The organism is Sphingomonas sp. Leaf339, from assembly GCF_001426195.1.
Taxonomy (GTDB): domain Bacteria; phylum Pseudomonadota; class Alphaproteobacteria; order Sphingomonadales; family Sphingomonadaceae; genus Sphingomonas.
Genome location: NZ_LMRS01000001.1, coordinates 633,935 through 659,317, shown reverse-complemented (window position 1 = coordinate 659,317; position 25,383 = coordinate 633,935). Strand labels below are relative to the sequence as shown.

Here is a 25,383-nt window from a genome sequence, read left to right as displayed (position 1 = left end):
CGATCGGTGGATATGGACGGCAACGCGGGGGCGGTGGATGCGCGGACAGATACTTGGGGTGGATACGCGAACCGGCGATGGGCTGGTCGCCGGTGACGATGGTCGTCGATATATCTTCGGTCCCGCCGACTGGGCTCATCGGGGCGAGCCGGCGATCGGCGCCTATGTAGACTTTGAAACTAGTGAGAACCGTGCGCTGAGCATCTGTCCGATGCCTGTTGCCGCTCCGACGCCAATCCACGTAATGACAACCAACGATCGCAACAAATATGTCGCGGCCGCGCTGGCGTTTCTGTTGGGAACGTTGGGCATCCACCGCTTTTACCTAGGGCGGAAGGGATCGGGTATTGCCATGATCGTGCTCAGTTGCACGGTGATTGGGCTAGTCGTGACCGGACCTTGGGCGCTGATCGACATGATCCGCTATCTGATGATGTCCGACACCGAATTTGCCAATCGTTACCCACGCAAGAAGAGCTGAGGCCCGTCAAACCGTCAGACGGTGAAACTCTCTCCGCAGCCACACGCACCCTTGGCATTGGGATTGGCGAACACGAACCCGGCGGTGAAGTCGTCTTCGACCCAGTCCATCGTCGATCCGATCAAATACAGGATCGAGCCGCCATCGACGAACAGGACGCCACCGGGGGTGTCGATCCGCTCGTCGAACGGCTTCGCTTCAGTGACGTAGTCGACCGAATAGGCCAGCCCAGAGCAGCCGCGCTTGGGGGTCGACAGCTTCACGCCGATCGCGTCGGCGGGGGCGCGGGCCATCAGGTCGGCAATGCGATCATGCGCCGACGGCGTCAGGTTGAGGGCCGCCGGGCGGGCGCGGAGCGTAGTGGCCATCAGAGCATCCCCAATTCTAGCTTGGCATCGTCCGACATCTTTTGCGGGTCCCATGGCGGGTCCCAGACAAGATTGACGTCGGCGGTCGAAATGCCCGGGACCGAAGACACACGCATCTCAACCTCGGTGGGCATCGATTCCGCGACCGGACAATTGGGGGTCGTAAGCGTCATCGACACGACGGCGTGACCGTTGTCTGTCACCTCGACGCCGTAGATCAGGCCGAGATCGTATATATTTACCGGAATTTCGGGATCGTAGATTTCCTTGAGGGCGTCAACGACCGCCTCGTACAGCGCGCCGCCGGGTTCACCGGGGGCGTCACCTTGCGGCTTCTGCGCAAGAAAGCCGGACAGATAATCGCGCTCGCGCGGGGCGGGTGCTGCCGCCTCTACCGCATCGTCCACGCGTGCCTTGGGTGGGGGTTGGACGCCGTCCACTTCCTCGACCTCGAAGCCGTTCATCCGAAAATCCTCGTTACGCGTTCCACGCCCTTGACCAGCGCCTCGACGTCCTGCGGGCCATTATAGACGCCGAAACTCGCCCGTGCGGTCGCATCGACACCCAGCGCATCCATCAAAGGTTGCGCACAATGATGGCCGGCGCGGATCGCGACCTGTGCTTCGTCCAAGATGGTGCCGATGTCGTGCGGATGCACCCCCTCGATGGTGAAGCTGACGATGCCGGCGGAATCGTCCGGTCCGAGCAGGCGGACGGAGTTGATGCTGCCAAGTGCCTCGCGTGCCTGCGCCACCAGCGCGGTTTCATGCGCGTGGATGCGCGACAAGCCGATGGCATCGACATAATCGATCGCGGCATGGAGGCCGAGCGCGCCGACGATGTGCGGTGTCCCCGCCTCGAACCGGCCCGGTGGCGGTGCGTAGGTGGTTTTGGCGAAGGTGACGCGGTCGATCATCGAACCGCCCCCCTGCCACGGTGGCATCACGTCGAGCAGGTCGGCGCGCGCCCACAGGACGCCGAGGCCGGTCGGGCCGTAGAGCTTGTGTGCGGAAAAGACGTAGAAGTCGCAGCCGAGCGCGGTGACGTCCACCGGCAGGCGCGGCACCGACTGACAACCGTCGATCAAGATCTTCGCGCCGACGCCGTGCGCCAGTTCGACCGCGCGGGGCACGTCGAGGACGGAACCGAGGACGTTAGAGACATGGGCGAGCGCGACCAGCTTGTGCCGGTCGGTCAGCATCGTGCCCATCGCATCGAGATCGATACGGCCATCAGCGGTTAGCGGGCAGACATCGATCGCGGCGCCAACACGTTCGGCCACCATCTGCCACGGCACGATGTTGCTGTGGTGCTCCAGCATCGACAGCATGATGCGATCACCGGCCTTCAACTGCGTCCCGGCCCAGCATTGCGCGACGAGGTTGATCGCCTCGGTCGCGCCGCGGACGAACACGCACTCCTCGGGCGAGGCGGCACCGATAAAGCGGGCGACGCGGCCACGTACCGCCTCATAGGCGACGGTCATATCGGCCGAGCGGGCGTACACGCCGCGATGCACGGTGGCGTAGGTTTCACCGTATGCGCGGGTGATGGCGTCGACGACGACCTGCGGCTTCTGCGCGGTCGCGGCGGTGTCGAGATAGGCCCAGCCCGACGGGATTGCGGGAAAGTCGGCCAGTGTGTCGAGGGGGGCGGCGCTACTCACAACGCGCGATCCAGCCATGTCTCTGCATCCGTCGAGAATGCGGCGCGCACGGTTTCGTCACCGATCCGGTCGAGAGCATCCGCCACGAACGCCGTGGTGAGCAACGCCTGCGCACGAGCATGGGGGATGCCACGGCTTTGCATGTAGAACAGCGCGCGGGCGTCGAGTTCGCCGACCGTTGCACCGTGGGCACATTTCACGTCGTCGGCGAAGATCTCGAGTTCCGGCTTCAGGTTGACGGTCGCGGTGCGCTTCAGCAGCAGACCGCGCAGCGATTGGACGCCATCGGTCTTCTGGGCGTCGCGCGCGACCTCGACACGGGCGACGAGGCTGGCGGTCGAGCGATCGCCGGCGACCGCGCGCCAGACCTGCTGACTGCTGCCATTGGGTTGGGCGTGGCGGACGGCGACGGCGCATTCCTGACGCTGATCGCCGGCGGTGAGCAGCGCGCCGCCGTAATCGGCGTACGCCCCCTCCCCGGCCACGATCGTCGCATCGATCCGGGTGCCGGCCTGACCGGCGCCGAGGAAGATGGTAACGAGGCTGGCACCGGTGCCGAGCGCGGCGTCTTCGCGCAAGCTGGTGAAGCCGCCAGCCTGCAACAGGCGGACCGAACGCATCAGCCGGGCAGTGGCGCCGAGCGTGACGCGCAGGTAGCGGTTGGCCCAGCCGGCGCCAACATAGGTCTCGACAACCTGCGCGACGACATCGGCGGCGAGGACGATCTCGGACGGCAGATGATTGGCGCCGCCGGTCGAGACATGGACGATCTGCACCGGCTGCGCGGCGGCAGCGGCGTCGAGATGCAGCGACCAGCCGGGGCCAGTGGCACGCTGACCCAGCGCATGGTCGCCGGCCTCGATCGAACGCAGCGTGATGGGATCGAGGGTGCTCGCGGCCTGATCGATCACCCCATCACGTACGACGATGCGCGCGCCGGGAAGGTCGAGCCACCAGTTAGCTGCGTCCTCGGTCGCGTCGGACCAAGGCAGTGACGCGGCGGCGGCGATCGCGTCCGGATCAGCCCAGCGCCATTCCTCCTCGCGCGTAGAGGGTAGTTCGATCAGGCTCATGCCGTCACCTGCGCATAGCCCTCACGCTCCAGTTCGTGCGCGAGGTCGGCGCCGCCGGAACGGACGATTCGGCCATCGGCGAGAACGTGGACGACATCGGGCTGCACGTAATCGAGCAGGCGCTGGTAATGGGTGATGAGTAGCACCGCCTTGTCGGGCGCGCGCATGATGCGGTTGATGCCGTCGCCGACGATGCGGAGCGCGTCGATGTCGAGGCCGGAGTCGGTTTCGTCGAGGATCGCGAACTTGGGGTTCACGATGCCCATCTGGACCATCTCGTTACGCTTCTTCTCGCCGCCGGAAAAGCCGACATTGACGGGACGCTTCAGCATCTCGGCATCCATGTCGAGCTTGCGCGCTTCCTCGCGCGCCAGCTTCAGGAATTCGGCGCCCGATAGCGGCTTCTCATCGCGCGTCGCGCGCTGGGCGTTCAGCGCCTCGCGCAGGAACTGGACGTTCGAGACGCCGGGAATTTCGACTGGGTACTGAAAGCCGAGGAACACGCCGGCGGCGGCGCGCTGATGCGGCTCCAATTCCAGCAGGTCCTGACCGTCAAACTCGATCGAACCGGCGGTCACTTCATAACCGGGGCGGCCGCCAAGGACATAGCCGAGCGTCGATTTGCCCGCGCCGTTCGGCCCCATGATCGCGTGGATCTCGCCCGCGTTCACGGTCAGGGACAAGCCCTTGAGGATTTCCTTGCCGTCGATTTCGGCGTGGAGGTTTTCAATCTTGAGCATCGACTTCCTACTTCGTCGCCCCTGCAAGCAGAGGCCAATTTCCTAATCCGGTCGCGCCATCATCAGATGCGCGAAACCGGAGCAACGATCAGCCGACCGAACCTTCCAGGCTGATCCCCAGCAGCTTCTGCGCTTCGACCGCGAATTCCATCGGCAGTTGCTTCAGCACTTCGCGGGCAAAGCCGTTGACGATCAGGGCGACGGCGGCCTCCTGGTCGAGGCCGCGGGACATGGCGTAGAAGAGCTGGTCCTCGCTGATCTTCGACGTGGTCGCCTCATGCTCGATCTGCGCCGAGGGGTTGCGAATTTCGATGTAGGGAATGGTGTGGGCGCCACACTGGTCGCCCAGCAACAGGCTGTCGCATTGGGTGAAGTTGCGGACGCCCTCTGCCGTGGGAGCGACGCGGACGAGGCCGCGATAGGTGTTGTCGCTACGACCGGCGCTGATCCCCTTCGATACGATCGTCGAGCGCGTGTTCTTGCCAAGGTGGATCATCTTGGTGCCGGTATCGGCCTGCTGACGATTGTTCGTCACCGCGACCGAGTAGAATTCACCGACGCTGCCGTCGCCGGCCAGCACGCAGCTAGGGTATTTCCAGGTGATCGCCGAGCCGGTTTCGACCTGCGTCCAAGACACCTTGCTGTTCTTGCCCTGACACAGCGCGCGCTTGGTGACGAAGTTGTAAATGCCGCCGACGCCGTTCTCGTCGCCAGGATACCAGTTCTGGACGGTCGAATATTTGATCTCGGCATCGTCGAGCGCGACCAGTTCCACCACGGCGGCGTGAAGCTGGTTCTCGTCACGCATCGGGGCGGTGCAGCCTTCGAGGTAGCTGACATAGCTGCCCTTGTCGGCGACGATCAACGTGCGTTCGAACTGGCCGGTGTTTTCGGCATTGATGCGGAAATAGGTCGACAGCTCCATCGGGCAGCGGACGCCCTCTGGAATATACACGAACGTGCCGTCGCTGAAGACCGCCGAGTTCAGCGTGGCAAAGTAATTGTCACGCTGCGGCACGACTTTGCCCAGCCATTTGCGGACGAGGTCGGGATATTCCTTGATCGCTTCCGAAATCGACCGGAAGATGACGCCGGCGGCCTCCAGTTCCTTGCGGAAGGTCGTGGCGACGGACACGCTGTCGAACACCGCGTCCACGGCGACGCGGCGCTTTGGCTGGCCGTCCTCACCCAGTTCCTCGACACCGGCGAGCATCTTCTGCTCGGCGATCGGGATGCCGAGCTTTTCGTAGACGCGCAGGATTTCGGGATCGACCTCGTCCAGCGAACCGAGCTTCGGCTTCGCCTTGGGCTCGGCGTAGTAATAGGCGTCCTGATAATCGATCGGGGGCACGTTCATCTTGGCCCAGTCCGGGGCCTCCATCGTCTGCCACAGGCGGAACGCCTTCAACCGCCAGTCGAGCATCCAGACGGGCTCGCCCTTCTTGGCTGAGATATAGCGGACGGTGTCTTCGGACAGGCCCTTGGGCGCGAATTCCTGTTCGATGTCCGAGGAGAAACCCCACTCGTACGTCTTCGATACGGCCGCATAAGCCTCGGCGTTCTTCGTCGCCATCACGCGATCTCCGCAATCTTGGTCTGGTGCCCGACCGGGGCTTTAACATCATGGGCGAGGTGGGCGAGGCTGACCCCCGCAAGCGCACCGCGAACGGCGGCGTTGACGATATTCCAATGCGGTTTCACGCGGCAGCTTCCCTCGATGGCGCAGTCATGCCGCGCCTCATCCACGCAGTTGGTCAAGGCAATCGGCCCCTCTACCGCCTCGATCACGTCGGCGAGGCTGATTGAGGACGGCGGCCGCGACAGGCGGAAACCGCCGCCGGTGCCGCGTGCGCTTTCCAGCAGACCGGAGGCACTGAGGCGGCTGACGAGCTTTTGCGCGGTCGGCAGCGGCACGCCGGTTTCCTCCGCGAGCAACGTCGCGTTCAGCCGCCCCGCGCCGCCGCAATGGCGCGCGGCGGCAGTCATCATGACGACCGCATAATCGGCGAGGGAAGAGAGACGCATGAGCAATCGGACCAATCTGTTCGGATTGCAGATGGTGCAGCGGAGGAGACGGATCAACCGCTATCTTTGCTAACGACTCGCAAGGGTTTCCTCGCACGCGGCAGAGCGGTAGCGAGCGACATGGCCATCTATCATCCCCTACTCTTCTCGCTCGATGCCGAGCGCGCGCATAATCTGACCGTGAAGGCGTTGGCGGCGTGGGGACGTGTGGGGACGCCGCTGAAGCGGGATGCGGCGGCCTATCCCCGACTGGCGACGCGGGTAGCGGGAATCGACTTCGCCAATCCGGTGGGACTGGCGGCCGGGGTCGACAAGAATGGCGAGGCGATCGCCGGGTTCTTTGGGCTCGGCTTCGGATCGGTCGAGATCGGGACGCTGACGCCACGACCGCAGCCGGGCAATCCCAAGCCACGACTGTTCCGGCTGGTCGAGGACCGGGCGGTGGTGAACCGCTATGGCTTCAATAACGAGGGGCTAGCGGTGGGGCTGGCGCGGGCAAAGGCGGCGAGGCGGGCCGCAAAACGGAATGGTGTGCTGGGCATCAATGTCGGCGCGAACAAGGATTCGACCGATCGGGTTGCGGATTATGCGGCGGGCGTGGCAGCAGCGGCGCCGCTGGCGGGTTATGTGACCATTAACATCAGTTCACCCAATACGCCCGGCCTGCGCGATCTGCAGGCGCAACCCATGCTGGGCGAATTGCTGGCGGCATCGCGGGCGGCGGCTGGGGTGACGCCGCTGTTCCTGAAGGTCGCGCCCGATCTGGATCGCGCCGGTATGGCCGTGGTGGCGCGGGCGGCGATCGATGCGCGGCTGGATGCGCTGATCGTCGGCAACACCACAATTTCGCGACCGGCGGACCTGCGATCGGGGGCGGCGGGCAAAACGGGCGGGCTGTCCGGCGCACCGCTGGCACCGCTGGCGCGGGCGGCGCTGATGGAGGCGCGGGCGGCAACGGGCGGGGCGATCCCGCTGATCGCGGTGGGCGGGATCGCCAGCGGTGAGGAAGCCTATGCGCGGATACGGGCGGGAGCAAGCCTGGTGCAGTTGTATACGGCGCTCGCCTATGAGGGGCCGGGGTTGCCGGGGCGGATGCTGCGCGATCTGGATGCGCTGCTGATGCGTGACGGCTTCGCCAGCGTGGCGGACGCCGTCGGGTAACGGCTTGTCCGGGGCGCGGATGCCGTTACGGTTCGGCGCCATGAAGAAACTGCTCGTCGTCGCCGCGCTCCTGCTCCCCTGCCCCGTGCTGGCGCAGGGCGTCGTCACCTCCGCCGATCCGCGCGCGACCGAGGCGGGGCAAGAGATATTGCGGCAGGGCGGCAGCGCGACCGATGCGGCGATGGCGATGATGCTAACGCTGACCGTGGTGGAGCCGCAATCGTCGGGCATCGGCGGCGGCGGCTTTCTGGTCCATAACGATGGCCGCACCGGCAAGATCGACACGATCGACGGGCGCGAAACCGCCCCGGCGGCGGCAAGCCGCACGCGCTGGCTGAACCCCGATGGCACGACGATGCCGTTCGGACAGGCGTTTCCCGGCGGCAAGTCGATCGGAGTGCCGGGCAATATCCGGTTGATGGCGCTGGCGGAGAAGAAATGGGGCAAGCTGCCGTGGGCGGCGCTGTTCCAGCCGGCAATTCGGCTGGCCGAACAGGGCTATGCCGCGACTGCGCCGATGGACCGGGCGGTGAAGACGGTCGCGCCGCTTTGGAAGCAGTTCGACGACACGCGGATGCTGTATGGTGATGTGCAGATCGGCGAAACCGTGAAGAACCCGCGGCTTGCGGCAACGCTCAGGATGCTGGCCGATAAGGGGCCGGACGCGTTCTACACCGGTGACAATGCGAAGGAATTGCTGCGCGTCGCGACTGAAAGCCGGGTCGCGCCGAGCGATATGACCGCTGCCGATCTGCTGGCGTACAAGGCCAAGGAGCGGCCGGCGGTGTGCGGGGCCTATCGCGGGTATCGCGTGTGCGGGATGGGTCCGCCCTCGTCCGGCGGGATCACCGTGTTGCAGGTGCTGGGGATGCTGGAACGCTTCGACCTGAAGAAGCTGGGCAAGGATTCGCCCGTCGCCTGGCACCTGATCGGCGAGGCGATGCAGTTGGCCTATGCCGATCGCGACAAATATCTGGGCGATCCCGACTTCATCGCCAATCCGGTGACGGGGATGATCGACCGGGGATATCTGCGGCGGCGGTCGGCGCTGATCTCGCCAACGAAGACGATCGCAGCCTACACGGCCGGGACGCCGGCGGGCGCGGGCAAGCGGACAGCGGCGGTATCGTCGGAAGTGCCGGCGACGACACATTTCGTGGCGGTCGACAAGGCGGGCGACATCGTGACGATGACATCGACCGTCGAGGGGCCATTCGGCAGCCAACTGATCGCCAACGGGTACGTCCTGAACAACGAACTGACCGATTTCACCTTCTCACCCGACAAGGATGGCGCGCCGGTCGCGAACCGGGTCGAGGGCGGCAAGCGGCCGCTGTCTTCGATGTCGCCGACGATCGTTTACGACAAGGCGGGCAAGCCGGTCTTCGCGGTCGGCGCGGCTGGCGGGCGGACGATCATCATGCAGGTCGCCAAGGCCCTGATCGCACATTTCGATTGGGGCCTGCCGGCCCGCGCAGCACTGGGCGAGCCGCTGGTGTTCTTCAACCGTGACGGGCTGGTCTTGGAAGAAGGCACGCGGCTGGTAACGATGCAGCCGGCGCTGGAGAAGCTAGGCCACAAGGTGACCGTCGGCCGCCTGCCGCTAAAGGCGAACGCGGCGGAACGGACCGCGACGGGATGGGTCGGCGCGGCCGATCCGCGTAGCGTGGGTACGGCGCTGAACGATTGATCGACGCCTGAACAGGGCGCCTGAAGGAGAAACGATGCGGACGCTGGAACATTTCCCCAATCTGGTGACGATGTTCTTCACCCGTGCGCGTGAAAAGGGCGACGCGCCATTCCTTTGGACGAAGAAGGACGGGCGCTGGCAATCGACCAACTGGGCGGAGGCGGCACGACAGGTCGCCGGCCTTGCCACCGGTCTGAAGGCAATCGGGATGAAGCGTGGCGACCGGGTGATGCTGGTCAGCGAAAATCGCCCCGAATGGTGCATCGCCGATCTGGGCATCATGGCGGCGGGATGCGTGACGGTGCCGACCTACGTCACCAACACCGAGCGCGATCACACGCATATCCTGGAAAATTCGGGCGCATGCGGGATCATCGTGTCGACCGCAAAGCTGGCGAAGACATTACTGCCGGCCGTTCTGCGATCCAATCAGGGGCAAACGGTGATCGGCATCGACGAGATGCGCGCTCCGGCGGGGAGCATCGACTTTCACGACTGGGCGACGCTGATCGCGCAGCACCCCGTCGATCCCGAGACGGTGGCGGCATCGGTCGCGGATGTCGGGCGCGGCGATCTGGCATGTATCATCTACACCAGCGGCACAGGCGGCGCGCCGCGTGGGGTGATGCAGCATCACGGCGCGATCCTGCACAACGTCAACGGCTGCTGCACCGTCATCTCCGAGGATTTCGGCTGGGACGACGAGGTGTTCCTCTCGTTTCTGCCCCTCTCCCACGCGTACGAGCATAGCGGCGGGCAATTCTTCCCGATCGGGCTGGGCGGGCAGATCTATTATGCGGAAGGGCTGGAGAAGCTGGCCGCGAATATCGAGGAGGTGCGCCCGACGATCATGGTCGTGGTGCCACGTCTGTTCGAAGTGCTGCGAACGCGGATCGCGAAGACGATCGCCAAGCAGGGTGGTCTGCCCGAACGGCTACTCGACCGGGCGCTCGACCTGGGAATGCGGCGGTACGAGGGGCGGTTGCGCTTGATCGATCGGCCGATCCAGCTGGCGATCAACATGCTATTCAAGCCGAAGATCGCGAAGAAATTCGGCGGGCGGCTGAAGGCGATGGTGTCGGGCGGGGCGCCGTTGAATCCGGAAATCGGCGTGTTCTTCGAATCGCTCGGGCTGACGTTCCTGCAGGGCTATGGCCAGACGGAGGCGGCGCCGGTGATATCCTGCAACCGGCCGGCGGCGGGGATACGGATGGACTCGGTTGGACCGCCATTGGTTAACACCGAAGTGCGTATAGCCGACGATGGCGAGATACTGGTTCGCGGCGAACTGGTGATGCACGGATATTGGCGCAACGATGGCGAAACGACGCGGGTGCTAAAGGACGGTTGGCTGCACACCGGTGACATCGGCGAGATCGATACGGGCGGACGGATCAGGATAACCGACCGCAAGAAGGACCTCATCATCAACGACAAGGGCGACAATGTCGCGCCGCAAAAGGTGGAGGGGATGCTGACCCTGCAATCCGAGATCGGGCAGGCGATGATCTTCGGCGACCGACGACCTTACATGGTCGCGTTGCTGGTGCCCGACCCGGAATGGACGCAGGAATGGTGCGCGCGGGGCGGCGGCAAATGCGACTTCCGCACGCTGACCGACGACCTCGATTACCGCGCGGCGCTGTCGGCGGCGGTGGAGCGGGTGAACAAGGACCTGTCGGTGACCGAACGCGTCCGCCGCTTCGTGCTGGCGGACGGGCCGTTCACGATCGAAAACGAGCAACTGACGCCGAGCCTGAAGATCCGGCGGCATGTGATCCGGCAGGTTTATGGCGAGCGGCTGGAAGGGCTGTATCGGTAAGTTTGGTGTCGCCGCGCCCGGCACCGGCACCGACATTCGGCTATTTGGCCGTGACCGCCCCGACCTTGTCCTTCGGCACCACCGCCAGCGTCCAGTCGGTATCCGGCCGCAGATAGCGGGCGGCGAGCGCCTGAATTTCGGCTGGCGTGGCGCTCATCAGGTCGGTACCCAGCGAGCGGACCGCCGCCAGCCGGCGCGGGTCGAGCGTGCCGCCGCCCATCTGCGACAGCCAGAACTGGCTGGAGGTCGAGGCGCGCATCAGTTGCTGCGCCATCGGCTTCACCGTGCGTTCCAGCTCGTCGGCACTGACCGGGTTCTTCGCCAGATCGGCGGCGATCTCGCGCGACAAGCGGAAGAACATTCCGACATTGTCGGGTGACACCTGACCGATCGCGACGAGGCGGCCGCCAGCGGTCATACCCATCGGCCACTGGCTCTGGACAGAGGGGCTGTAGCTGGCGCCCGATTCCTGCCGCAACCGCTCGAACAGGCGATCGGAGAACAGCTGTGCCAGCACATCGAGCTGGCGGCTGGTGCGGATTTCGGCGACACCGCCGGCGGTCGGCCAGGCGATCACCGCCGCGGCTTGCGTATCGGGACCGTCATGGGTGCGGATCACCGGCGTCGCCACATGCGCGGGAAAGCGGACGCCGGGTGCTGGCGGCGCGACAACGGCCCGCGGCTTCATGGCGCCGAACGTGTCAGCGACCGCCGCGATCGCCTCATCGGTCTTCACGTCGCCGAACACCATCACCTCGATCGGACCGGAGGCAAGCAGCGGTTGCCAGAGCTGGCGGAAGTTCTTCGGCGTCAGCGCGCCGATCTGAGCGGGCGTGGGCGTTGTCCAGCGTGGATCGCCGTCTCGCAGCAATCCTTCCAGATCGCGACCCAGCACGCCAGACGGCGAGGCGCCGTAGCCCGCCTGCGCCGCCTGTGCCCCGGCCCGCGCGCGCGCGATCGGTGCGGGATCCCAGCCGGGGACCGCCAACTTGGCCGCCATCAGCTTCAACTGGTCCTTGTAATCGGCCGGCGAGGTCATCGCGGCGAACTGGAAGGCATCGTCGTCGATCCCGAAATCAAGACCGATGCGCCGGCCCGACGACAATTGTTCGAGATCGCCCTGGTCGAGCTTGCCGACGCCGCTGGCGACCAGCGCGCTGTCAGCGGCCCAGGCGGGGCTGGACTTGTCGGCTGGCAAGGCACCATATCCGCCACCGAAGCGGGTGCGCACATAAACGCGGCCGGTTTCAGACGGGTTGGCGAACACCAGCAGGCGAACGCCATTGGCGAACGTAACCTGTTCAACCCCGATATCGGCCATCGGGCTGCGCGACACTACTTTCCCCGGCGTGCCGAGCGACGGCAGGCTGGCGAAATCGACCGACGACTGGACTCGACGCTTGCCGGCCAAGCCGGTGACATCGGCTTTTAACGCGGCGTCCAGCTTGGCGGCCACGCCGGTTTCGGGGGTAGGCGTGTTGACGATCGCGCGGGTGGCATCGCCTTGAAAGATGCGGCGTGTCGCGGCCAGTACCGTGTCAGGCGTGAACATCTTCTTCGCGCGCGCATCCTTGAAGATTTCGTAGGAAGTGGCGGGCGAGGTCACGGTTTCGCGAATGTCCAGCGCCTCGGCCATGTCATCGGCCTGCTTGCCGCCGGCCTCGACGCGCGAGGTTTCGACGATAGTGCGCAGGACGGTGTCGTAGTCGGCCAGTTCACGATCGATCTCCGCCTGCGTCGGGGCGGTAGCCATCGCGTCGGCGGCGACGGCGCGCACGTCCTTCAACGCGGCGGCCCATTGGTCGCCGACCGACACGATGGTGGTGAAGGTGCCGTTGGCGGACCGTTCCTCGTCATTGAGCGACACGGACGCCTGCAGGAACGACCCGCCACTACGCGCGCGCTGTTCCAGCCGACGGCTGACGAGGCGCGAGGCGACGGTGTCGACCATCCGCCTCTGATTGAAGATAACGGTGTCGGCATTGAACTGCCACGGGCGCAGCACGGCGGTGGCGACGATCGACGGCAGGCCGGGTTCGACCAGTGTGGCGGTGGCGGGCTTGGTCGGATCGGGTTTGCCGAAATCGGGATCGGCGGGGTTTGGGCCGATCGGCTGCCACCCGGCGAAGTGCTTGACGATCAGGCGCGAGAACAGCGCCGGGTCCATGTCGCCGGAGATGATGACGACGGCGCGGCTGGGGCGATACCAGCGATCGTGAAACGCCTTGATGGTCGCGCCGTTCGCCGCGAGCAGCGTCTTTTCGGTGCCGATCGGCGAGCGTTCTGCCAGCCGCTGGCCGGCGAAGAATGTCTCGCGCAACGCATCCTGGAACTTCACCTGTGGCCCCGGCTGTTCGCGGCGTTCGGCCAGCACGATCGGGCGCTCGGCACCAACCGATGCGTCGGACAGGATCGGCGCCGCCATCATGCCCGAGAGGATGTGAAGCGATTCGTCGAGGCCAGCTTCGGTCGCGGACGGCAAATCGAGTTTATACAGCGTCTGCGTCGGCGTGGTCTGTGCGTTGGAATCCGAGCCGAAGGTAGCGCCCAACCGCTGCCACACCCGCTTCGCCTCGCCGTCGGGGACATAGGCGGAAGAGCGAAAGCTCAGATGCTCGATAAAATGGGCAAAGCCGCGCTCGCTATCGGTTTCGTGCAGCGAGCCGACATCCATCGCGACGCGGACCGATACCTGACCGGGCGGCACGCCGTTCTTGCGGACCGCGAAGCGCAGGCCGTTGGGCAGCGTGCCGAAGCTCCATTCAGGATCGGGCGCGATGTCGCTGCCCTTGTACAGCCAGGCGCTGGTATCGACCGGCACCGGCGCGGCTGCCGCAGCGACCGCCGGCGGTTTGGACCGGGCGGCGGGACGGGACTGGCCGGCGAGCGACGTGGTCGACAGCAGCAAAAGGGAAAGAGCGGAAACGCGGAACGCGCGCGGGAAAAACGCCATGGAGCGCCATGTAGCGATCCCGGCGGCGTCCCGCCACGGTTTCGTCGCGCGATCCCGAACGACTATCCCGCTTGATCCCCCGGCCCCGCCACGCCACATGCGAGCGTATGTTGATCGAGACCGAAACCACGCCGAACCCGGCAACGTTGAAATTCCTGCCCGGCCGCATGGTGATGGAGGCGGGCACCCGCGATTTCGCGACGCCCGAAGAGGCGGAACAGAGTCCGCTCGCCGAGGCGCTGTTCGGGCTGGGTGATGTGACAGGCGTGTTCTTCGGTCGCGATTTCGTGTCGGTAACGGCCGGGCCGGGGACCGACTGGCGTGACCTGAAGCCCGACGTGCTGTCGATCCTGCTCGACCATTTCACCGCGCAGATGCCGTTGTTTCGCGCTGCGAGCGCCGGTTTCGCGGTGCCACCCGCCGACGAGGTGCTGACCGACGACCCGGCGGATGCGGAGATCGTGGCGCAGATTCGTGAACTGATCGAAACGCGCGTGCGCCCGGCGGTGGCGAACGATGGCGGCGACATCGTCTATCGCGGCTTCGACAAGGGTAAGGTCTACCTGCAGTTGCAGGGCGCATGCGCTGGTTGCCCGTCATCGTCAGCGACATTGAAGAACGGGATCGAACAGTTGCTGCGCCATTATGTCCCCGAAGTCATCGAAGTGAGGGCAGTTTGATGACGGCGATTGACCAGAACGCGATCGACCGGCTTTTCCTGAACGCGCGTAGCTACAACCATTATACCGACGCCCCCGTCGCCGAGGCTGATCTGCACGCGATCTGGGAACTGGTGAAGATGGGGCCGACGTCGGCCAATCAGCTGCCGGCGCGGCTGGTGTGGTGCACCAGCCAGGACGCCAAGGACAAGCTGGCCGCCTGCGCCAGCGACACCAATGCTGACAAGATCCGCAAGGCTCCTGTCGCGGTGATCGTGGCGATGGATCACGAGTTTCACGAATTGCTGCCCGAACTATTCCCGCATACCGATGCGAAGAGCTGGTTCACCGGCAATGCGGAACTGCGCGCCGCCTCCGCATTCCGCAATTCGACGTTGCAGGGCGCGTATCTCATCATGGCGGCACGGGCGTTGGGGTTCGACATGGGGCCGATGTCCGGCTTCGATGCCGGCGCGGTGGACAAGGCGTTCTTCAGCGACCGGCCGGCGGTGAAGACGAACTTCATCTCGACGCTGGGCCATGGCGATCCGGCGACCCTGCACGAGCGCCTGCCGCGCCCGTCGTTCGACCGGTTCAACAGCATCGCCTGATGGCCGGTGGGCGCCCTGACGGGGTCCGGCATGACGGATAGTTTCATGGCCAGAACGCTGGTGATCGAGACGGCGACTGCTGCCTGTTCGGTCGCGCTGATCGAAGACGGGCGGGTTGTCGACGCCCGGCAAGACGTCGTCGGCCGTGGCCATGCTGAACGATTGGTGCCGATGATCGCCTCGTTGATCGACGGCGGCCGGGCAGCCCATATCGCCGTCGATGTCGGACCGGGCAGCTTCACGGGCGTTCGTGTCGGCATCGCGGCGGCGCGCGGACTGGCACTGGGCTGGGGCGGCACGGTGCGGGGGTTTTCATCACTGGCGCTGGTCGCTGTCGCCGCGCTGGCGCGGAAACCCTTGCCGCGGATTGCGGTGGTGTTGGAAGCGGGGCATGGCGAGGTCTTCATGCAGACGTTCGATGCCTCGCTGTTGCCGATCGACGCCGTCGTCTCGCTCCCGCCGATGGTGGCGATGACGGCGATCGGGTCGGTCCCGGCAGTCGGCAACGGCGTGAAGAGGCTGGCGGGCTTATCGGCCGATGCGGCGGCCGATCTGATCGAAGCATTGCCGGATGCGCGCGACTGGACGCTGCTCCCCGCCCCGCTCGCCGATCTCGATCCGCGTCCGCTCTATGGCCGCGCACCGGATGCGAAGCTGCCCGGCTGATGGCGACGCGCTCGTTGATCCTGCGCCACGGCGACGCCCGCGATGCCGCATCGATCGATACCGTCATGGCCGCCGCCTTCGACCCGCGATATGGCGAGGCCTGGACGCGCAGCCAGTGTCTGGGCGTGCTAGCCATGCCCGGTGTTCACCTGACGCTGGCCTTTATCGACGACCAGCCGGCCGGATTTTCGTTGACGCGGGCAATCGCGGGCGAGGCCGAATTGTTGTTGCTGGCGGTGGCGCCGGGTTTCCGGCGCACCGGGGTCGGCGGAACGTTGCTGCGTGGCGTGATCGCCGATTGCCAGTCGCGCGACGTCACCATCCTGCATCTGGAGGTGCGCGCCGATAACGATGCGGTGGCGCTGTATGAGGCCAACGGGTTTGCCAAGTTGGGCGAGCGGCGCGCCTATTATCGTGGGCGCGACGGACGTCACTATGACGCGCACACCTATTCGCGACCGATCTGATTTTCCTTATTGCGAGTCGGTATCCCTTTTCGCAACAAGCGAACGCGCCTACATGATGCCCAACTGAAGGGTAACGCACCATGGCGCGCAAGATCGATCTGGAAGCACTCTGCAACGAGAAGGGGCTGCGCATCACCGAACAGCGCCGCGTGATCGCGCGCGTGCTGTCGGAGGCGGAGGATCATCCCGACGTCGAGAAAGTGTACGAACGCGCCTCCGCCATCGACAAGGGTATCTCGATCGCCACCGTGTATCGCACTGTCCGGCTGTTCGAGGAGGCCGGCATCCTCGACCGCCACGATTTCGGCGATGGCCGCGCCCGCTACGAACCCTCGCCCGAGGCGCATCACGATCATCTGATCGACGTGGAGTCCGGTCGCGTGCTGGAATTCGTCGACCCCGAACTGGAGCAGCTGCAGAAGGCGATCGCCGAGCGGCTGGGCTTCCGGTTGGTCGATCACCGCATGGAACTATACGGCGTCAGCCTCGACCGTAAGGTCTGAGCGACACGGCCCGCGATGGGTAATGTCCGGCTGGTAGGCCGCCTGTTGGCGCTGATCGTCGCGCTGGCGATCGGCCTGCCCCTGCACGGGGCATGGCAATTGCGCCGCCGGCCCTCGCCCTGGCCACGGCGGTTTCTGGCGACGAGTGCATGGATCATCGGGGCGCGGCCGCGGGTTGTCGGCGTGCCGGTGGCGCGGGATGTCGTGGTCCTCGCCAATCATCTTTGGTGGATGGATATCCTGTTGTTGGCGGGCAGCGCAAATGCGGTGTTCGTCGCCAAAGGCGAATTACGCGCCGTGCCACTGGTCGGGTGGCTGGCATCGCTCAACGACACGATCTTCGTCGCGCGCGGGGATCGAATGGCGGTCAGCGAGCAGGTCGCCGATGTATCGCGCGCGATCGGGCCACGGCCGGTGGTGATCTTTCCGGAGGGTACCACAGGCGACGGGCGGACATTGTTGCCGTTCAAATCGGCCCTGCTCGGCGCGATCGATCCACCTCCGCCGGGCGTCCATGTGCAACCCGTTGGCATCGATTATGGCGCCGCCACCGCCGATCTGGCGTGGACGGGCAACGAGCCGGGGCTATCGCATGCGCTACGCTTACTGCGGCGGGCGGGGCATTTCACCGCGACGCTGCGCTTTCACCAGCCGTTCGTGCCGATCGGACGCAAGGCAACCGCCGCCGAAGCGCGTCGGCTGATCGAGGCGGGTGGCCGCCCTTCCCTTTCGGACACGACCGAAAACGCGTAAGGGCGCGGCCATGAAGCCCACTCCCCAGACCTATCACGTCAAGTCCTTCGGCTGCCAGATGAACGTCTATGACGGCGAACGGATGGCCGAATTGATGGCGGCGCAGGGAATGACGCCGGCTGCCGATGCCGCCGGCGCCGATCTCGTGGTGCTCAACACCTGCCACATCCGCGAACGCGCTACCGAGAAGGTGTATTCGGACATCGGCCGCATTCGCAAGGACGCGGGTAAGCAGGGCCGCACGCCGATGATCGCCATCGCCGGCTGCGTCGCACAGGCGGAGGGCGCGGAGATCGTCGCGCGCGCCAAGGTAGACGTGGTGGTCGGCCCACAGGCGTACCACAACTTACCCGCGCTGGTGGCGCAGGCGGCGGCGGGCGAAGCGGCGCTGGATACCGACATGCCGCTCGAGTCGAAGTTCGGTAAACTTCCCGTCCGACGCAAGGTGGGGCCGAGCGCGTTCCTGACGGTGCAGGAGGGATGCGACAAATTCTGCACCTATTGCGTCGTCCCCTATACACGTGGCGCTGAGATCAGCCGGCCGTTCGCGGCGATCGTCGACGAGGCGAAGGCGCTGGTCGATGCCGGTGCGCGCGAGATCACGTTACTAGGCCAGAACGTCAATGCGTGGGACGATGACGGACGCGGATTGCACGACCTGATCCGCACGCTCGACCGGATCGAGGGGCTGGCACGCATCCGCTACACCACCAGTCATCCCAACGACATGCGACAGGGGCTGATCGACGCGCATGGCGATGTCGAGAGCCTGATGCCGTTCCTGCATCTGCCGGTGCAGTCGGGATCGACGCGCATCCTGAAGGCGATGAACCGCAGTCATGGCCGCGACGATTATCTGCGGTTGATGGACCGGGTGCGCGCGGTACGACCAGATATCGCGCTGTCGGGCGATTTCATCGTCGGTTTCCCCGGCGAAACCGAGGCGTACTTCGCCGACACACTCAGCCTGGTCGATGCGATGGGCTATGCTCAGGCGTTCTCGTTCAAATACAGCCCCCGACCCGGCACCCCCGCCGCCACGATGACCGATGACGTGCCCGAGGCGGTGATGGACGAGCGATTGCAGCGGTTGCAGGCGGCACTGGGCCGCGATCAGCAGGCTTTCAACCGCGCCTCGATCGGACGGACCTGCACGGTGCTGGTGGAACGGCGCGGCAAGCTGCCCGACCAGATGCTGGGCAAGTCCCCCTGGCTGCAGTCAGTGCACCTGATGGGCGATCATGCGATCGGCGATCTGGTCGAGGTGGAACTGGCGGCAGCAGGGCCACTGTCGATGACCGGTGTGGCCCGAATGCCGGTCGCCGCCTGAATCGGCGAAAGCGACTTTCCTTTCCCGCCGCGGCATCCCACATTCGGCTTCGACTCGTAGTCTAGAAAGGACCCGATGAGCCGTAAGCCAGTTCCCGCGCAGGCGGGCGAGCGTTCCCGTGTCGAGGTGCTCTTCGACAAACCCCAGGTACTTGCGCAGTTGTTCGGGCAGTATGACCAGAATCTGGTCGCGCTGGAAAATCGGCTAGGCGTCTATATCACCGCGCGGGGCAACCGCATCGGGCTGGAAGGCACGGCGGAGCAGGTGGCGATCGCCCGCGATGTCCTGCACGACCTGCACAACCGCATCCAGCGCGGCGAGCAGATCGATACCGGGCTGGTCGATGCGTCGATCGCGATGGCGAACGAGCCGACGCTCGACGGCATCGTGTCGGCCGAACGGGGTGGCACGCCGCCGATCATGATCCGTACGCGCAAGAAGACGATCGCGCCGCGCACCGCCGCGCAGGCCTATTACATGCGCGAGCTGGTGACGAACGACATGATCTTCGCACTCGGGCCGGCGGGTACGGGCAAGACCTATATCGCGGTCGCACAGGCGGTGGCGCAACTCATCACCGGCAGCGTCCAGCGGCTGATCCTGTCGCGCCCGGCGGTCGAGGCGGGCGAGAAGCTGGGCTTCCTACCCGGCGACATGAAGGAAAAGGTCGATCCATATCTACGACCGCTCTACGACGCGCTGTACGACTGCCTGCCTGCCGAACAGGTGGAGCGAAGGATCGCATCGGGCGAGATCGAGATCGCACCGATTGCCTTCATGCGCGGGCGCACACTCGGCGATGCTTTCGTGATCCTTGATGAAGCGCAGAACACCACGCCGGCGCAGATGAAGATGTTCCTGACCCGATTCGGCCAGAACAGCCGGATGGTCATCTGCGGCGATCCAAATCAGGTGGATCTGCCGGGCGGCGTGAAGGCCAGCGGGCTGGCCGATGCGGTCGTGCGACTGGAAGGGCTGGAGAGCATCTCGATGTGCCGATTCACCGCCGCGGATGTAGTTCGTCACCCGATCGTCGGCAGGATCGTCGAGGCGTATGAAGGCACGGACGGATAAGGATCGCTTTTAGCGGGGCCGGGTGTTGATCCGGCCCCATATCATTTAGCTGCCGGGCCGTTAAACATCGCGTCATGATCCAGATCGAACTCTCCACCGAAACGCCTTGGCCAGAGGGCGACTGGCAAGGGCTGGCCGAACGCGCCGCCCGCGCGGCGATCGAGCGTACGCCGCAGGGGCCGTTGCTGACCACGCCGGCGACGATCGAGATTTCGGTACGGCTGACCTCTGATGAGGAAGTCCACGGGCTGAACCGGCAATACCGCGACAAGGACAAGCCGACCAACGTGCTGTCCTTTCCGATGGTGCAATCCGATCTGATCGACACGATCAGCCAGAATTCCGACGATGGCGAGGTATTGCTGGGTGACATCGTGCTCGCCCACGGCGTCTGCGTGGCCGAAGCAGACGAGCGCGGCATAGCAGTCGAGACGCATGCGAGCCATTTGATGGTGCATGGCGTCCTGCACCTGCTAGGCTATGACCACATGAACGACGACGAGGCGGAAGCGATGGAGGAGATCGAGCGAGAAGCGCTCGGCACCCTCGGCATCGCAGACCCCTACCTGATACGAGAGGCATAATTGTCCGAGGACCGAAGTAGCGCCGGCAACGGCGACCACGACAGCATCTGGCGGGGGCTGAAATCCCTGATATTCGGCAACGATGCCGAGGAATCGCTCCGCGACCAGCTGGAAGAGGCGATCGACCGGCACGAGGGCGATCCTGCCCCCGATGCCAAGGGCGACCTGACCCCGCTGGAGCGGCAGATGGTGCGCAACCTGCTGCATTTCGGCGAACGCGATGCCGGCGACGTTGGCGTGCCACGCGCCGATATCGTCGCGGTGGAGGAGCAGACCAGTTTCGATCACCTTGTCCAGATCTTCGCCGAGGCGGGGCATAGCCGCCTGCCCGTCTATCGCGAGAAGCTCGATACGATCATCGGCATGGTCCACATCAAGGACGTCTTCCGTATCCTGGCGACGGGCGCGCCGCACCCCGAAAGCCTGACCGATCTGATCCGCGAGCCGCTATATGTACCGATGTCGCGCGGCGCGCTCGACGTGCTGGCCGACATGCGATCGAAGCGCGTGCATCTGGCGGTAGTGTTGGACGAATATTCCGGCACCGAAGGATTGGTGACGATCGAAGACCTCATCGAGGAGATCACCGGCGATATCGAGGACGAGCATGACGACGCGCCAACCGCGCTGTTGATCCCGCTCGACGGTGGCGCTTGGGATGCCGACGCGCGAGCGCCGCTGAAGGACGTGGCGAGCGTCGTCGACGAGCGGTTGGGCGAAACCGAGGAAGACGTCGACACGCTGGGCGGTTTGGCTGCCGTGCTGGCTGGCCGGGTGCCGCCGGTAGGCGAGTGCGTCGATCATCTTTCCGGCTGGAAACTGGAGATTACGGAGGCGGACGAACGGCGGGTCCATCGCCTGAGGCTGCATCCCCCGGTTGCGTTGGCAGTCGAGGAAGATTGAGGATCGTCTTCCCCGATTCTGATCGGTCATATCCCATCGTCGCGTTCCACTGATCGATTTTGCCACTTTGAACGATCAGGCTAATCCATTGCCGATTTGCCGTCGGAACCGCTATTTGTGCCCGGTAAGCGATGGAATGATCGAGGAGAGAGACATGGACGCGATTACCGAAGGCAGCCCGATCAACGATCCGGGCAAGCAGCCGGCTGCTAAGCGCGCGCTGTTGGGTCGTACAGCGCGTGATTGGTGGCCGGATACGCTGCCGCTGGAAATCCTCCAGGCCGATGGACTTTCAGCAAACCCGATGGGCGAGAACTTCGATTATCGCGAGGCGTTCAAGAAACTTGATTATGCCGCCGTCAAGGCGGACATCACGGCATTGATGACCGACAGCCAGCCTTGGTGGCCGGCCGATTATGGACATTACGGTCCGTTCTTCATCCGTATGGCGTGGCACTCTGCCGGCACCTATCGCACCGGTGACGGTCGCGGTGGCTCGTCGTCGGGTGCTCAGCGGTTCGCGCCACTGAATTCGTGGCCGGACAACGGCAACCTCGACAAGGCTCGCCGCTTGTTGTGGCCGATCAAGCAGAAGTACGGCCGCGCGCTCAGTTGGGCCGACCTGTTCATCCTGACCGGCAATGTCGCGATCGAATCGATGGGTGGACCGACCTTCGGCTTCTCCGGCGGTCGCGCGGATGTATTCGAGCCGCTGAAAGATATATACTGGGGCACCGAAGAGGAATGGCTCGGCCAGACCCGCATCGATGAGGAAGCGGGCATGGCGCTGGAGGAACCGCTTGCGGCGATCCAGCACGGCCTGATCTACGTGAACCCCGAAGGTCCCGGCGGTTGTCCGAACCCAATGGGCTCGGCCCGCGACATGCGCGAGACGTTCGCGCGGATGGGCATGGATGACGTGGAGACGGCGGCCCTGACCGCCGGTGGCCACACCTTTGGCAAGGCGCACGGCAATGGCGATGCGTCCAAGGTCGGCAAGGAGCCGGAAGGGTCGGATATCGCATCGCAGGGTCTGGGCTGGACCTCGACCCATGGCAGCGGGATGGGTGACGACACGATCACCTCGGGCATCGAGGGTGCTTGGACGCCGACGCCGATCACGTGGGACATGACGTATTTCGACATGTTGCTCGACCATGAATATGAGCTGGTCCGCAGCCCCGCCGGTGCGCACCAATATCAGCCGGTCGGCAATCCTGCCGAGACACTTGCCCCTGGCGCGCATTCGCCGGACAAGCGCGTGCCGACGATGATGACGTCGGCGGACATGGCGCTGAAGGTCGATCCCGCCTACCGCGCAGTCATGGAGAAGTTCCGGGCGGACCCCGCCTACTTCGCCGATGCCTGGGCTCGCGCATGGTTCAAACTGACCCATCGCGACATGGGCCCTAAGCAGCGTTACCTCGGCCCGGAAGTGCCATCCGAAGAACTGATCTGGCAGGATCCGATCCCGAAAGCCGACTACAAGCCGATCGACTCGTTCGACGTCACCGAGCTGAAGACGGCGATCGCCAATTCGGGTCTGGAGATCGCCGAGTTGGTGTCCACCGCCTGGGCATCCGCGTCGACGTGGCGCCGTTCCGACCATCGCGGCGGTGCCAATGGTGCGCGCATCCGCTTCGCGCCGCAGAAAGATTGGGAGGTCAACGAGCCGGAACAGTTGGCCCGCGTTCTCAAAGTCTATGAAGGCATTAAAGCCGAGTTCGATGCGAAGGACCCAAGTGAGGGGGCCAAGCGTGTATCGATCGCAGACTTGATCGTGCTGGGGGGCTCGGTTGGAATAGAGGCGGCAGCAAAGGCTGCTGGCAAAACGATCGAGGTTCCGTTCACACCTGGCCGCACCGATGCGACCGAGGCCCAGACCGACGCCGAGAGCTTCAAGGTATTGGAGCCCAAGGCCGACGCGTTCCGCAACTATCTCCAGACGCGCTTCACCGTGCCGACGGAGGAACTGATGGTCGACCGGGCGCAATTGCTTGGCCTGTCGGCGCCGGAAATGGCCGTGTTGATCGGTGGTCTCCGAGTGCTCGGCGCCAACAGCTCGAAGGCGAAAGAGCATGGCATGTTCACGACCCGGCCGGGCCAGTTAACGAACGACTTCTTCGTTAAACTGCTCGACATGAACACGGTATGGAAGCAGGTCGATGAACGCAGTGATCAAGAATATGTTGGCACGACACGCGGTACCCACGACCACAAATGGACCGCATCGCGAACCGACCTGATCTTCGGGTCGAACTCGCAGCTGCGTGCGCTGGCAGAAGTCTATGCCTGTGCTGATGCGGAGGACGTTTTCGTCACCGAATTCGTGACGGCATGGACGAAGGTGATGAACGCCGACCGGTACGACCTACTCGATTGAGCGATCCGCCGTAGAATAATTTAAGGGCGTCGGCAGCAATGTCGGCGCCCTTCTTTCATCCGACCATCGGCATTGCCGCACTCGCCGTCGCCGCCTAGATATCGGCCATGTTGAAGCACATCCTGCGCGTCCTCGCGCTTATCGTCGTCGTGGGCGTTGGTATCTTTGCCTATCTGGCGTGGCCTGATAAGGCGCAGGTGCCTATCGAGACGGTCGAGGGGCAGCGGCCCAACATCACCGCGCCCCGCATCCAGACGATCCCTACCGTCGAAGTCGCCGACGCGGTCGGCTGGCCGGCAGGCGCCAAGCCCGTGGCAGCACCGGGATTACAGGTCGCGGCCTTTGCGGAAGGGCTGGATCATCCGCGTTGGATGTATCGCCTGCCCAATGGCGACGTGCTGGTGGCGGAAACGAACTCGCCGCCGCGCGATGGCGGCGGCATCCAGGCATGGGTGATGAAGCACCTGATGGGCAAGGCCGGCGCAGGCGTTCCCTCGGCGAACCGTCTGACGTTGTTGCGCGACGCGAATGGTGATGGAGTTGCCGAGCAGCGGACGGTGTTCATGTCCGGGTTGAACTCGCCGTTCGGCATGGCACTGATGGATGGACAACTTTACATCGCCAACACCGACGCTCTCGTGCGCGTACCCTACGTCACCGGACAGACAAGCATCACCGTGAAGCCCGAATTGGTCGTGAAACTTAACGGCGGCGGCAATCACTGGGCGCGGAACGTGATCCCGGCAGCGGACGGCAAGACGCTGTTCGTCAGCGTCGGATCAGCGACCAACATCGCCGAAAATGGCATGGATGCCGAGAAGTACCGTGCCAACATCCTTCAAGTGTGGCCCGACAAGAACTGGCGAATCTATGCCGCCGGTCTGCGCAATCCCAATGGCATGGCGCTGAACCCTGCGAATGGCAATCTGTGGACGGTTGTGAACGAGCGTGATCTGTTGGGATCGGATCTGGCGCCCGATTATCTGACGCAGGTGGAATTCGGCGACCATTTCGGCTGGCCGTGGTTTTACTGGGGTGGCTATGTCGATGACCGGGTCGAGCCGAAGAACATCGCCTTGCAGGAATACTCCAAGCGTCCCGACTACGCACTTGGCCCGCATGTCGCCGCTCTGGGGCTGACGTTCGCGCCCGATGCGAAGCTGGGCGGCCGGTGGGCGCAGGGCGCGTTCATCGGTGAACATGGGTCGTGGAACCGCAAGCCAGTGTCGGGCTACAAGGTCGTCTGGGTACCGTTCGGCTCCAACGGATTCCCCAAGCCGGGGGTCAAGCCGGTCGATGTGCTGACCGGCTTCTTGTCGAAGGATGGCGATGCGCTGGGTCGTCCGGTCGGCGTCATCACTGACCGGACCGGCAGTTTGCTGGTGGCGGACGATGTGGGCAACCGTATCTGGCGGATCAGCGCCGCCGGACAGGTCGCGGCTCGTTGACCGATGACACCATCACCGCGCAT

24 protein-coding genes are annotated in these 25,383 nt (G+C 64.8%); 16 read left to right on the top strand and 8 right to left on the bottom strand.

Annotated features, from left to right (window positions below; all coding sequences use genetic code 11):
- The first annotated feature begins 58 nt into the window (after window positions 1-58).
- Window positions 59-481, top strand: coding sequence for a TM2 domain-containing protein (locus tag ASG67_RS03025; protein WP_235535019.1), 423 nt, complete (start codon window positions 59-61; stop codon window positions 479-481).
- Window positions 482-495: 14 nt separating this feature from the next.
- Here the strand turns inward: ASG67_RS03025 and ASG67_RS03020 are convergent, their stop codons facing one another.
- From ASG67_RS03020 to ASG67_RS02990, 7 genes are all read right to left on the bottom strand, one after another.
- Window positions 496-849 carry a HesB/IscA family protein gene (locus ASG67_RS03020; protein WP_056525014.1) on the bottom strand — a complete coding sequence of 118 codons (354 nt, stop codon included), beginning with the start codon at window positions 847-849 and terminating at the stop codon, window positions 496-498.
- Complete coding sequence (locus ASG67_RS03015; protein ID WP_056525011.1) at window positions 849-1,313, bottom strand: SUF system Fe-S cluster assembly protein; 465 nt, start codon at window positions 1,311-1,313, stop codon at window positions 849-851. The genes ASG67_RS03020 and ASG67_RS03015 overlap by 1 nt, the downstream gene beginning before the upstream one ends.
- The gene (locus ASG67_RS03010) at window positions 1,310-2,533 is read right to left on the bottom strand and encodes an aminotransferase class V-fold PLP-dependent enzyme (RefSeq protein ID WP_056525008.1); all 1,224 of its coding nucleotides are present in this window, start codon (window positions 2,531-2,533) and stop codon (window positions 1,310-1,312) included. Before ASG67_RS03010 ends, ASG67_RS03015 begins: the two co-directional genes overlap by 4 nt.
- Window positions 2,512-3,588: a SufD family Fe-S cluster assembly protein gene (locus ASG67_RS03005; protein WP_056525005.1), complete on the bottom strand. Its 1,077-nt coding sequence runs from the start codon at window positions 3,586-3,588 to the stop codon at window positions 2,512-2,514. The genes ASG67_RS03010 and ASG67_RS03005 overlap by 22 nt, the downstream gene beginning before the upstream one ends.
- Window positions 3,585-4,328 (bottom strand): Fe-S cluster assembly ATPase SufC, encoded by a 744-nt coding sequence (gene sufC / locus ASG67_RS03000; RefSeq protein ID WP_056525002.1) that lies wholly within the window; start codon window positions 4,326-4,328, stop codon window positions 3,585-3,587. The genes ASG67_RS03005 and sufC overlap by 4 nt, the downstream gene beginning before the upstream one ends.
- Before the next feature lie 88 nt (window positions 4,329-4,416).
- Entirely contained in the window at window positions 4,417-5,901 is a 1,485-nt protein-coding gene (gene sufB / locus ASG67_RS02995) for a Fe-S cluster assembly protein SufB (RefSeq protein WP_056524999.1), read from the bottom strand.
- On the bottom strand, window positions 5,901-6,353 hold the full coding sequence (locus ASG67_RS02990; RefSeq protein ID WP_056524996.1) for an SUF system Fe-S cluster assembly regulator: 453 nt from the start codon (window positions 6,351-6,353) through the stop codon (window positions 5,901-5,903). The genes sufB and ASG67_RS02990 overlap by 1 nt, the downstream gene beginning before the upstream one ends.
- Before the next feature lie 120 nt (window positions 6,354-6,473).
- Between ASG67_RS02990 and ASG67_RS02985 the strand changes: the two genes are divergently transcribed.
- The 3 genes from ASG67_RS02985 to ASG67_RS02975 are packed head-to-tail and all read left to right on the top strand — an operon-like array spanning window position 6,474 to window position 11,026.
- A complete protein-coding gene (locus ASG67_RS02985) occupies window positions 6,474-7,514 on the top strand; it encodes a quinone-dependent dihydroorotate dehydrogenase (protein WP_056524993.1) in 1,041 nt (346 codons plus the stop codon).
- 40 nt (window positions 7,515-7,554) lie between these two features.
- On the top strand, window positions 7,555-9,204 hold the full coding sequence (ggt, locus tag ASG67_RS02980) for a gamma-glutamyltransferase (RefSeq protein ID WP_235535018.1): 1,650 nt from the start codon (window positions 7,555-7,557) through the stop codon (window positions 9,202-9,204).
- A 34-nt stretch (window positions 9,205-9,238) separates the two neighbouring features.
- Complete coding sequence (locus ASG67_RS02975; protein WP_056524989.1) at window positions 9,239-11,026, top strand: AMP-dependent synthetase/ligase; 1,788 nt, start codon at window positions 9,239-9,241, stop codon at window positions 11,024-11,026.
- 40 nt (window positions 11,027-11,066) lie between these two features.
- On the opposite strand, the gene ASG67_RS02970 is transcribed toward ASG67_RS02975, so the two are convergent.
- Window positions 11,067-13,979: a M16 family metallopeptidase gene (locus ASG67_RS02970; RefSeq protein ID WP_056524985.1), complete on the bottom strand. Its 2,913-nt coding sequence runs from the start codon at window positions 13,977-13,979 to the stop codon at window positions 11,067-11,069.
- 107 nt (window positions 13,980-14,086) lie between these two features.
- On the opposite strand from ASG67_RS02970, the gene ASG67_RS02965 reads away from it, so the two are divergent.
- The 12 genes from ASG67_RS02965 (at window position 14,087) to ASG67_RS02910 (ending at window position 25,360) form a co-directional block, all read left to right on the top strand.
- On the top strand, window positions 14,087-14,659 hold the full coding sequence (locus tag ASG67_RS02965) for a NifU family protein (RefSeq protein ID WP_056524983.1): 573 nt from the start codon (window positions 14,087-14,089) through the stop codon (window positions 14,657-14,659).
- A complete protein-coding gene (locus ASG67_RS02960) occupies window positions 14,659-15,249 on the top strand; it encodes a malonic semialdehyde reductase (RefSeq protein ID WP_056524979.1) in 591 nt (196 codons plus the stop codon). Before ASG67_RS02965 ends, ASG67_RS02960 begins: the two co-directional genes overlap by 1 nt.
- Before the next feature lie 45 nt (window positions 15,250-15,294).
- Complete coding sequence (gene tsaB / locus ASG67_RS02955; RefSeq protein WP_056524976.1) at window positions 15,295-15,915, top strand: tRNA (adenosine(37)-N6)-threonylcarbamoyltransferase complex dimerization subunit type 1 TsaB; 621 nt, start codon at window positions 15,295-15,297, stop codon at window positions 15,913-15,915.
- The gene (locus ASG67_RS02950; protein WP_056524973.1) at window positions 15,915-16,382 is read left to right on the top strand and encodes a GNAT family N-acetyltransferase; all 468 of its coding nucleotides are present in this window, start codon (window positions 15,915-15,917) and stop codon (window positions 16,380-16,382) included. Before tsaB ends, ASG67_RS02950 begins: the two co-directional genes overlap by 1 nt.
- A gap of 80 nt (window positions 16,383-16,462) precedes the next feature.
- Entirely contained in the window at window positions 16,463-16,885 is a 423-nt protein-coding gene (locus tag ASG67_RS02945) for a Fur family transcriptional regulator (RefSeq protein ID WP_056524970.1), read from the top strand.
- A 15-nt stretch (window positions 16,886-16,900) separates the two neighbouring features.
- Window positions 16,901-17,638, top strand: a complete 738-nt coding sequence (locus ASG67_RS02940) for a lysophospholipid acyltransferase family protein (RefSeq protein ID WP_056524968.1) — start codon at window positions 16,901-16,903, stop codon at window positions 17,636-17,638.
- A 10-nt stretch (window positions 17,639-17,648) separates the two neighbouring features.
- On the top strand, window positions 17,649-18,968 hold the full coding sequence (gene miaB / locus ASG67_RS02935) for a tRNA (N6-isopentenyl adenosine(37)-C2)-methylthiotransferase MiaB (RefSeq protein ID WP_082543262.1): 1,320 nt from the start codon (window positions 17,649-17,651) through the stop codon (window positions 18,966-18,968).
- 75 nt (window positions 18,969-19,043) lie between these two features.
- Window positions 19,044-20,042, top strand: coding sequence for a PhoH family protein (locus ASG67_RS02930; protein ID WP_056524966.1), 999 nt, complete (start codon window positions 19,044-19,046; stop codon window positions 20,040-20,042).
- Window positions 20,043-20,116: 74 nt separating this feature from the next.
- Entirely contained in the window at window positions 20,117-20,626 is a 510-nt protein-coding gene (gene ybeY / locus ASG67_RS02925; RefSeq protein ID WP_056524963.1) for an rRNA maturation RNase YbeY, read from the top strand.
- Window positions 20,627-21,529 carry a hemolysin family protein gene (locus ASG67_RS02920; protein WP_056524960.1) on the top strand — a complete coding sequence of 301 codons (903 nt, stop codon included), beginning with the start codon at window positions 20,627-20,629 and terminating at the stop codon, window positions 21,527-21,529.
- Window positions 21,530-21,683: 154 nt separating this feature from the next.
- Window positions 21,684-23,912 carry a catalase/peroxidase HPI gene (katG, locus tag ASG67_RS02915; protein ID WP_056524957.1) on the top strand — a complete coding sequence of 743 codons (2,229 nt, stop codon included), beginning with the start codon at window positions 21,684-21,686 and terminating at the stop codon, window positions 23,910-23,912.
- A gap of 107 nt (window positions 23,913-24,019) precedes the next feature.
- A complete protein-coding gene (locus ASG67_RS02910) occupies window positions 24,020-25,360 on the top strand; it encodes a PQQ-dependent sugar dehydrogenase (protein WP_056524954.1) in 1,341 nt (446 codons plus the stop codon).
- Window positions 25,361-25,383: the final 23 nt, after the last annotated feature.

Coding starts and splice junctions, on each gene's coding strand:
- ASG67_RS03020 (WP_056525014.1), bottom strand. CDS start 849: ATGGCCACTACGCTCCGCGCCCGCCCGGCGGCCCTCAACCTGACGCCG.
- sufB (WP_056524999.1), bottom strand. CDS start 5,901: ATGGCGACGAAGAACGCCGAGGCTTATGCGGCCGTATCGAAGACGTAC.
- ASG67_RS02985 (WP_056524993.1), top strand. CDS start 6,474: ATGGCCATCTATCATCCCCTACTCTTCTCGCTCGATGCCGAGCGCGCG.
- sufC (WP_056525002.1), bottom strand. CDS start 4,328: ATGCTCAAGATTGAAAACCTCCACGCCGAAATCGACGGCAAGGAAATC.
- ASG67_RS03005 (WP_056525005.1), bottom strand. CDS start 3,588: ATGAGCCTGATCGAACTACCCTCTACGCGCGAGGAGGAATGGCGCTGG.
- katG (WP_056524957.1), top strand. CDS start 21,684: ATGGACGCGATTACCGAAGGCAGCCCGATCAACGATCCGGGCAAGCAG.
- ggt (WP_235535018.1), top strand. CDS start 7,555: ATGAAGAAACTGCTCGTCGTCGCCGCGCTCCTGCTCCCCTGCCCCGTG.
- ASG67_RS02950 (WP_056524973.1), top strand. CDS start 15,915: ATGGCGACGCGCTCGTTGATCCTGCGCCACGGCGACGCCCGCGATGCC.
- ASG67_RS03015 (WP_056525011.1), bottom strand. CDS start 1,313: ATGAACGGCTTCGAGGTCGAGGAAGTGGACGGCGTCCAACCCCCACCC.
- ASG67_RS02945 (WP_056524970.1), top strand. CDS start 16,463: ATGGCGCGCAAGATCGATCTGGAAGCACTCTGCAACGAGAAGGGGCTG.
- ASG67_RS02930 (WP_056524966.1), top strand. CDS start 19,044: ATGAGCCGTAAGCCAGTTCCCGCGCAGGCGGGCGAGCGTTCCCGTGTC.
- ASG67_RS02910 (WP_056524954.1), top strand. CDS start 24,020: ATGTTGAAGCACATCCTGCGCGTCCTCGCGCTTATCGTCGTCGTGGGC.
- ASG67_RS02965 (WP_056524983.1), top strand. CDS start 14,087: ATGTTGATCGAGACCGAAACCACGCCGAACCCGGCAACGTTGAAATTC.
- ASG67_RS02960 (WP_056524979.1), top strand. CDS start 14,659: ATGACGGCGATTGACCAGAACGCGATCGACCGGCTTTTCCTGAACGCG.
- ASG67_RS03010 (WP_056525008.1), bottom strand. CDS start 2,533: ATGGCTGGATCGCGCGTTGTGAGTAGCGCCGCCCCCCTCGACACACTG.
- ASG67_RS02975 (WP_056524989.1), top strand. CDS start 9,239: ATGCGGACGCTGGAACATTTCCCCAATCTGGTGACGATGTTCTTCACC.
- tsaB (WP_056524976.1), top strand. CDS start 15,295: ATGGCCAGAACGCTGGTGATCGAGACGGCGACTGCTGCCTGTTCGGTC.
- ASG67_RS02970 (WP_056524985.1), bottom strand. CDS start 13,979: ATGGCGTTTTTCCCGCGCGCGTTCCGCGTTTCCGCTCTTTCCCTTTTG.
- miaB (WP_082543262.1), top strand. CDS start 17,649: ATGAAGCCCACTCCCCAGACCTATCACGTCAAGTCCTTCGGCTGCCAG.
- ASG67_RS02940 (WP_056524968.1), top strand. CDS start 16,901: ATGGGTAATGTCCGGCTGGTAGGCCGCCTGTTGGCGCTGATCGTCGCG.
- ybeY (WP_056524963.1), top strand. CDS start 20,117: ATGATCCAGATCGAACTCTCCACCGAAACGCCTTGGCCAGAGGGCGAC.
- ASG67_RS02990 (WP_056524996.1), bottom strand. CDS start 6,353: ATGCGTCTCTCTTCCCTCGCCGATTATGCGGTCGTCATGATGACTGCC.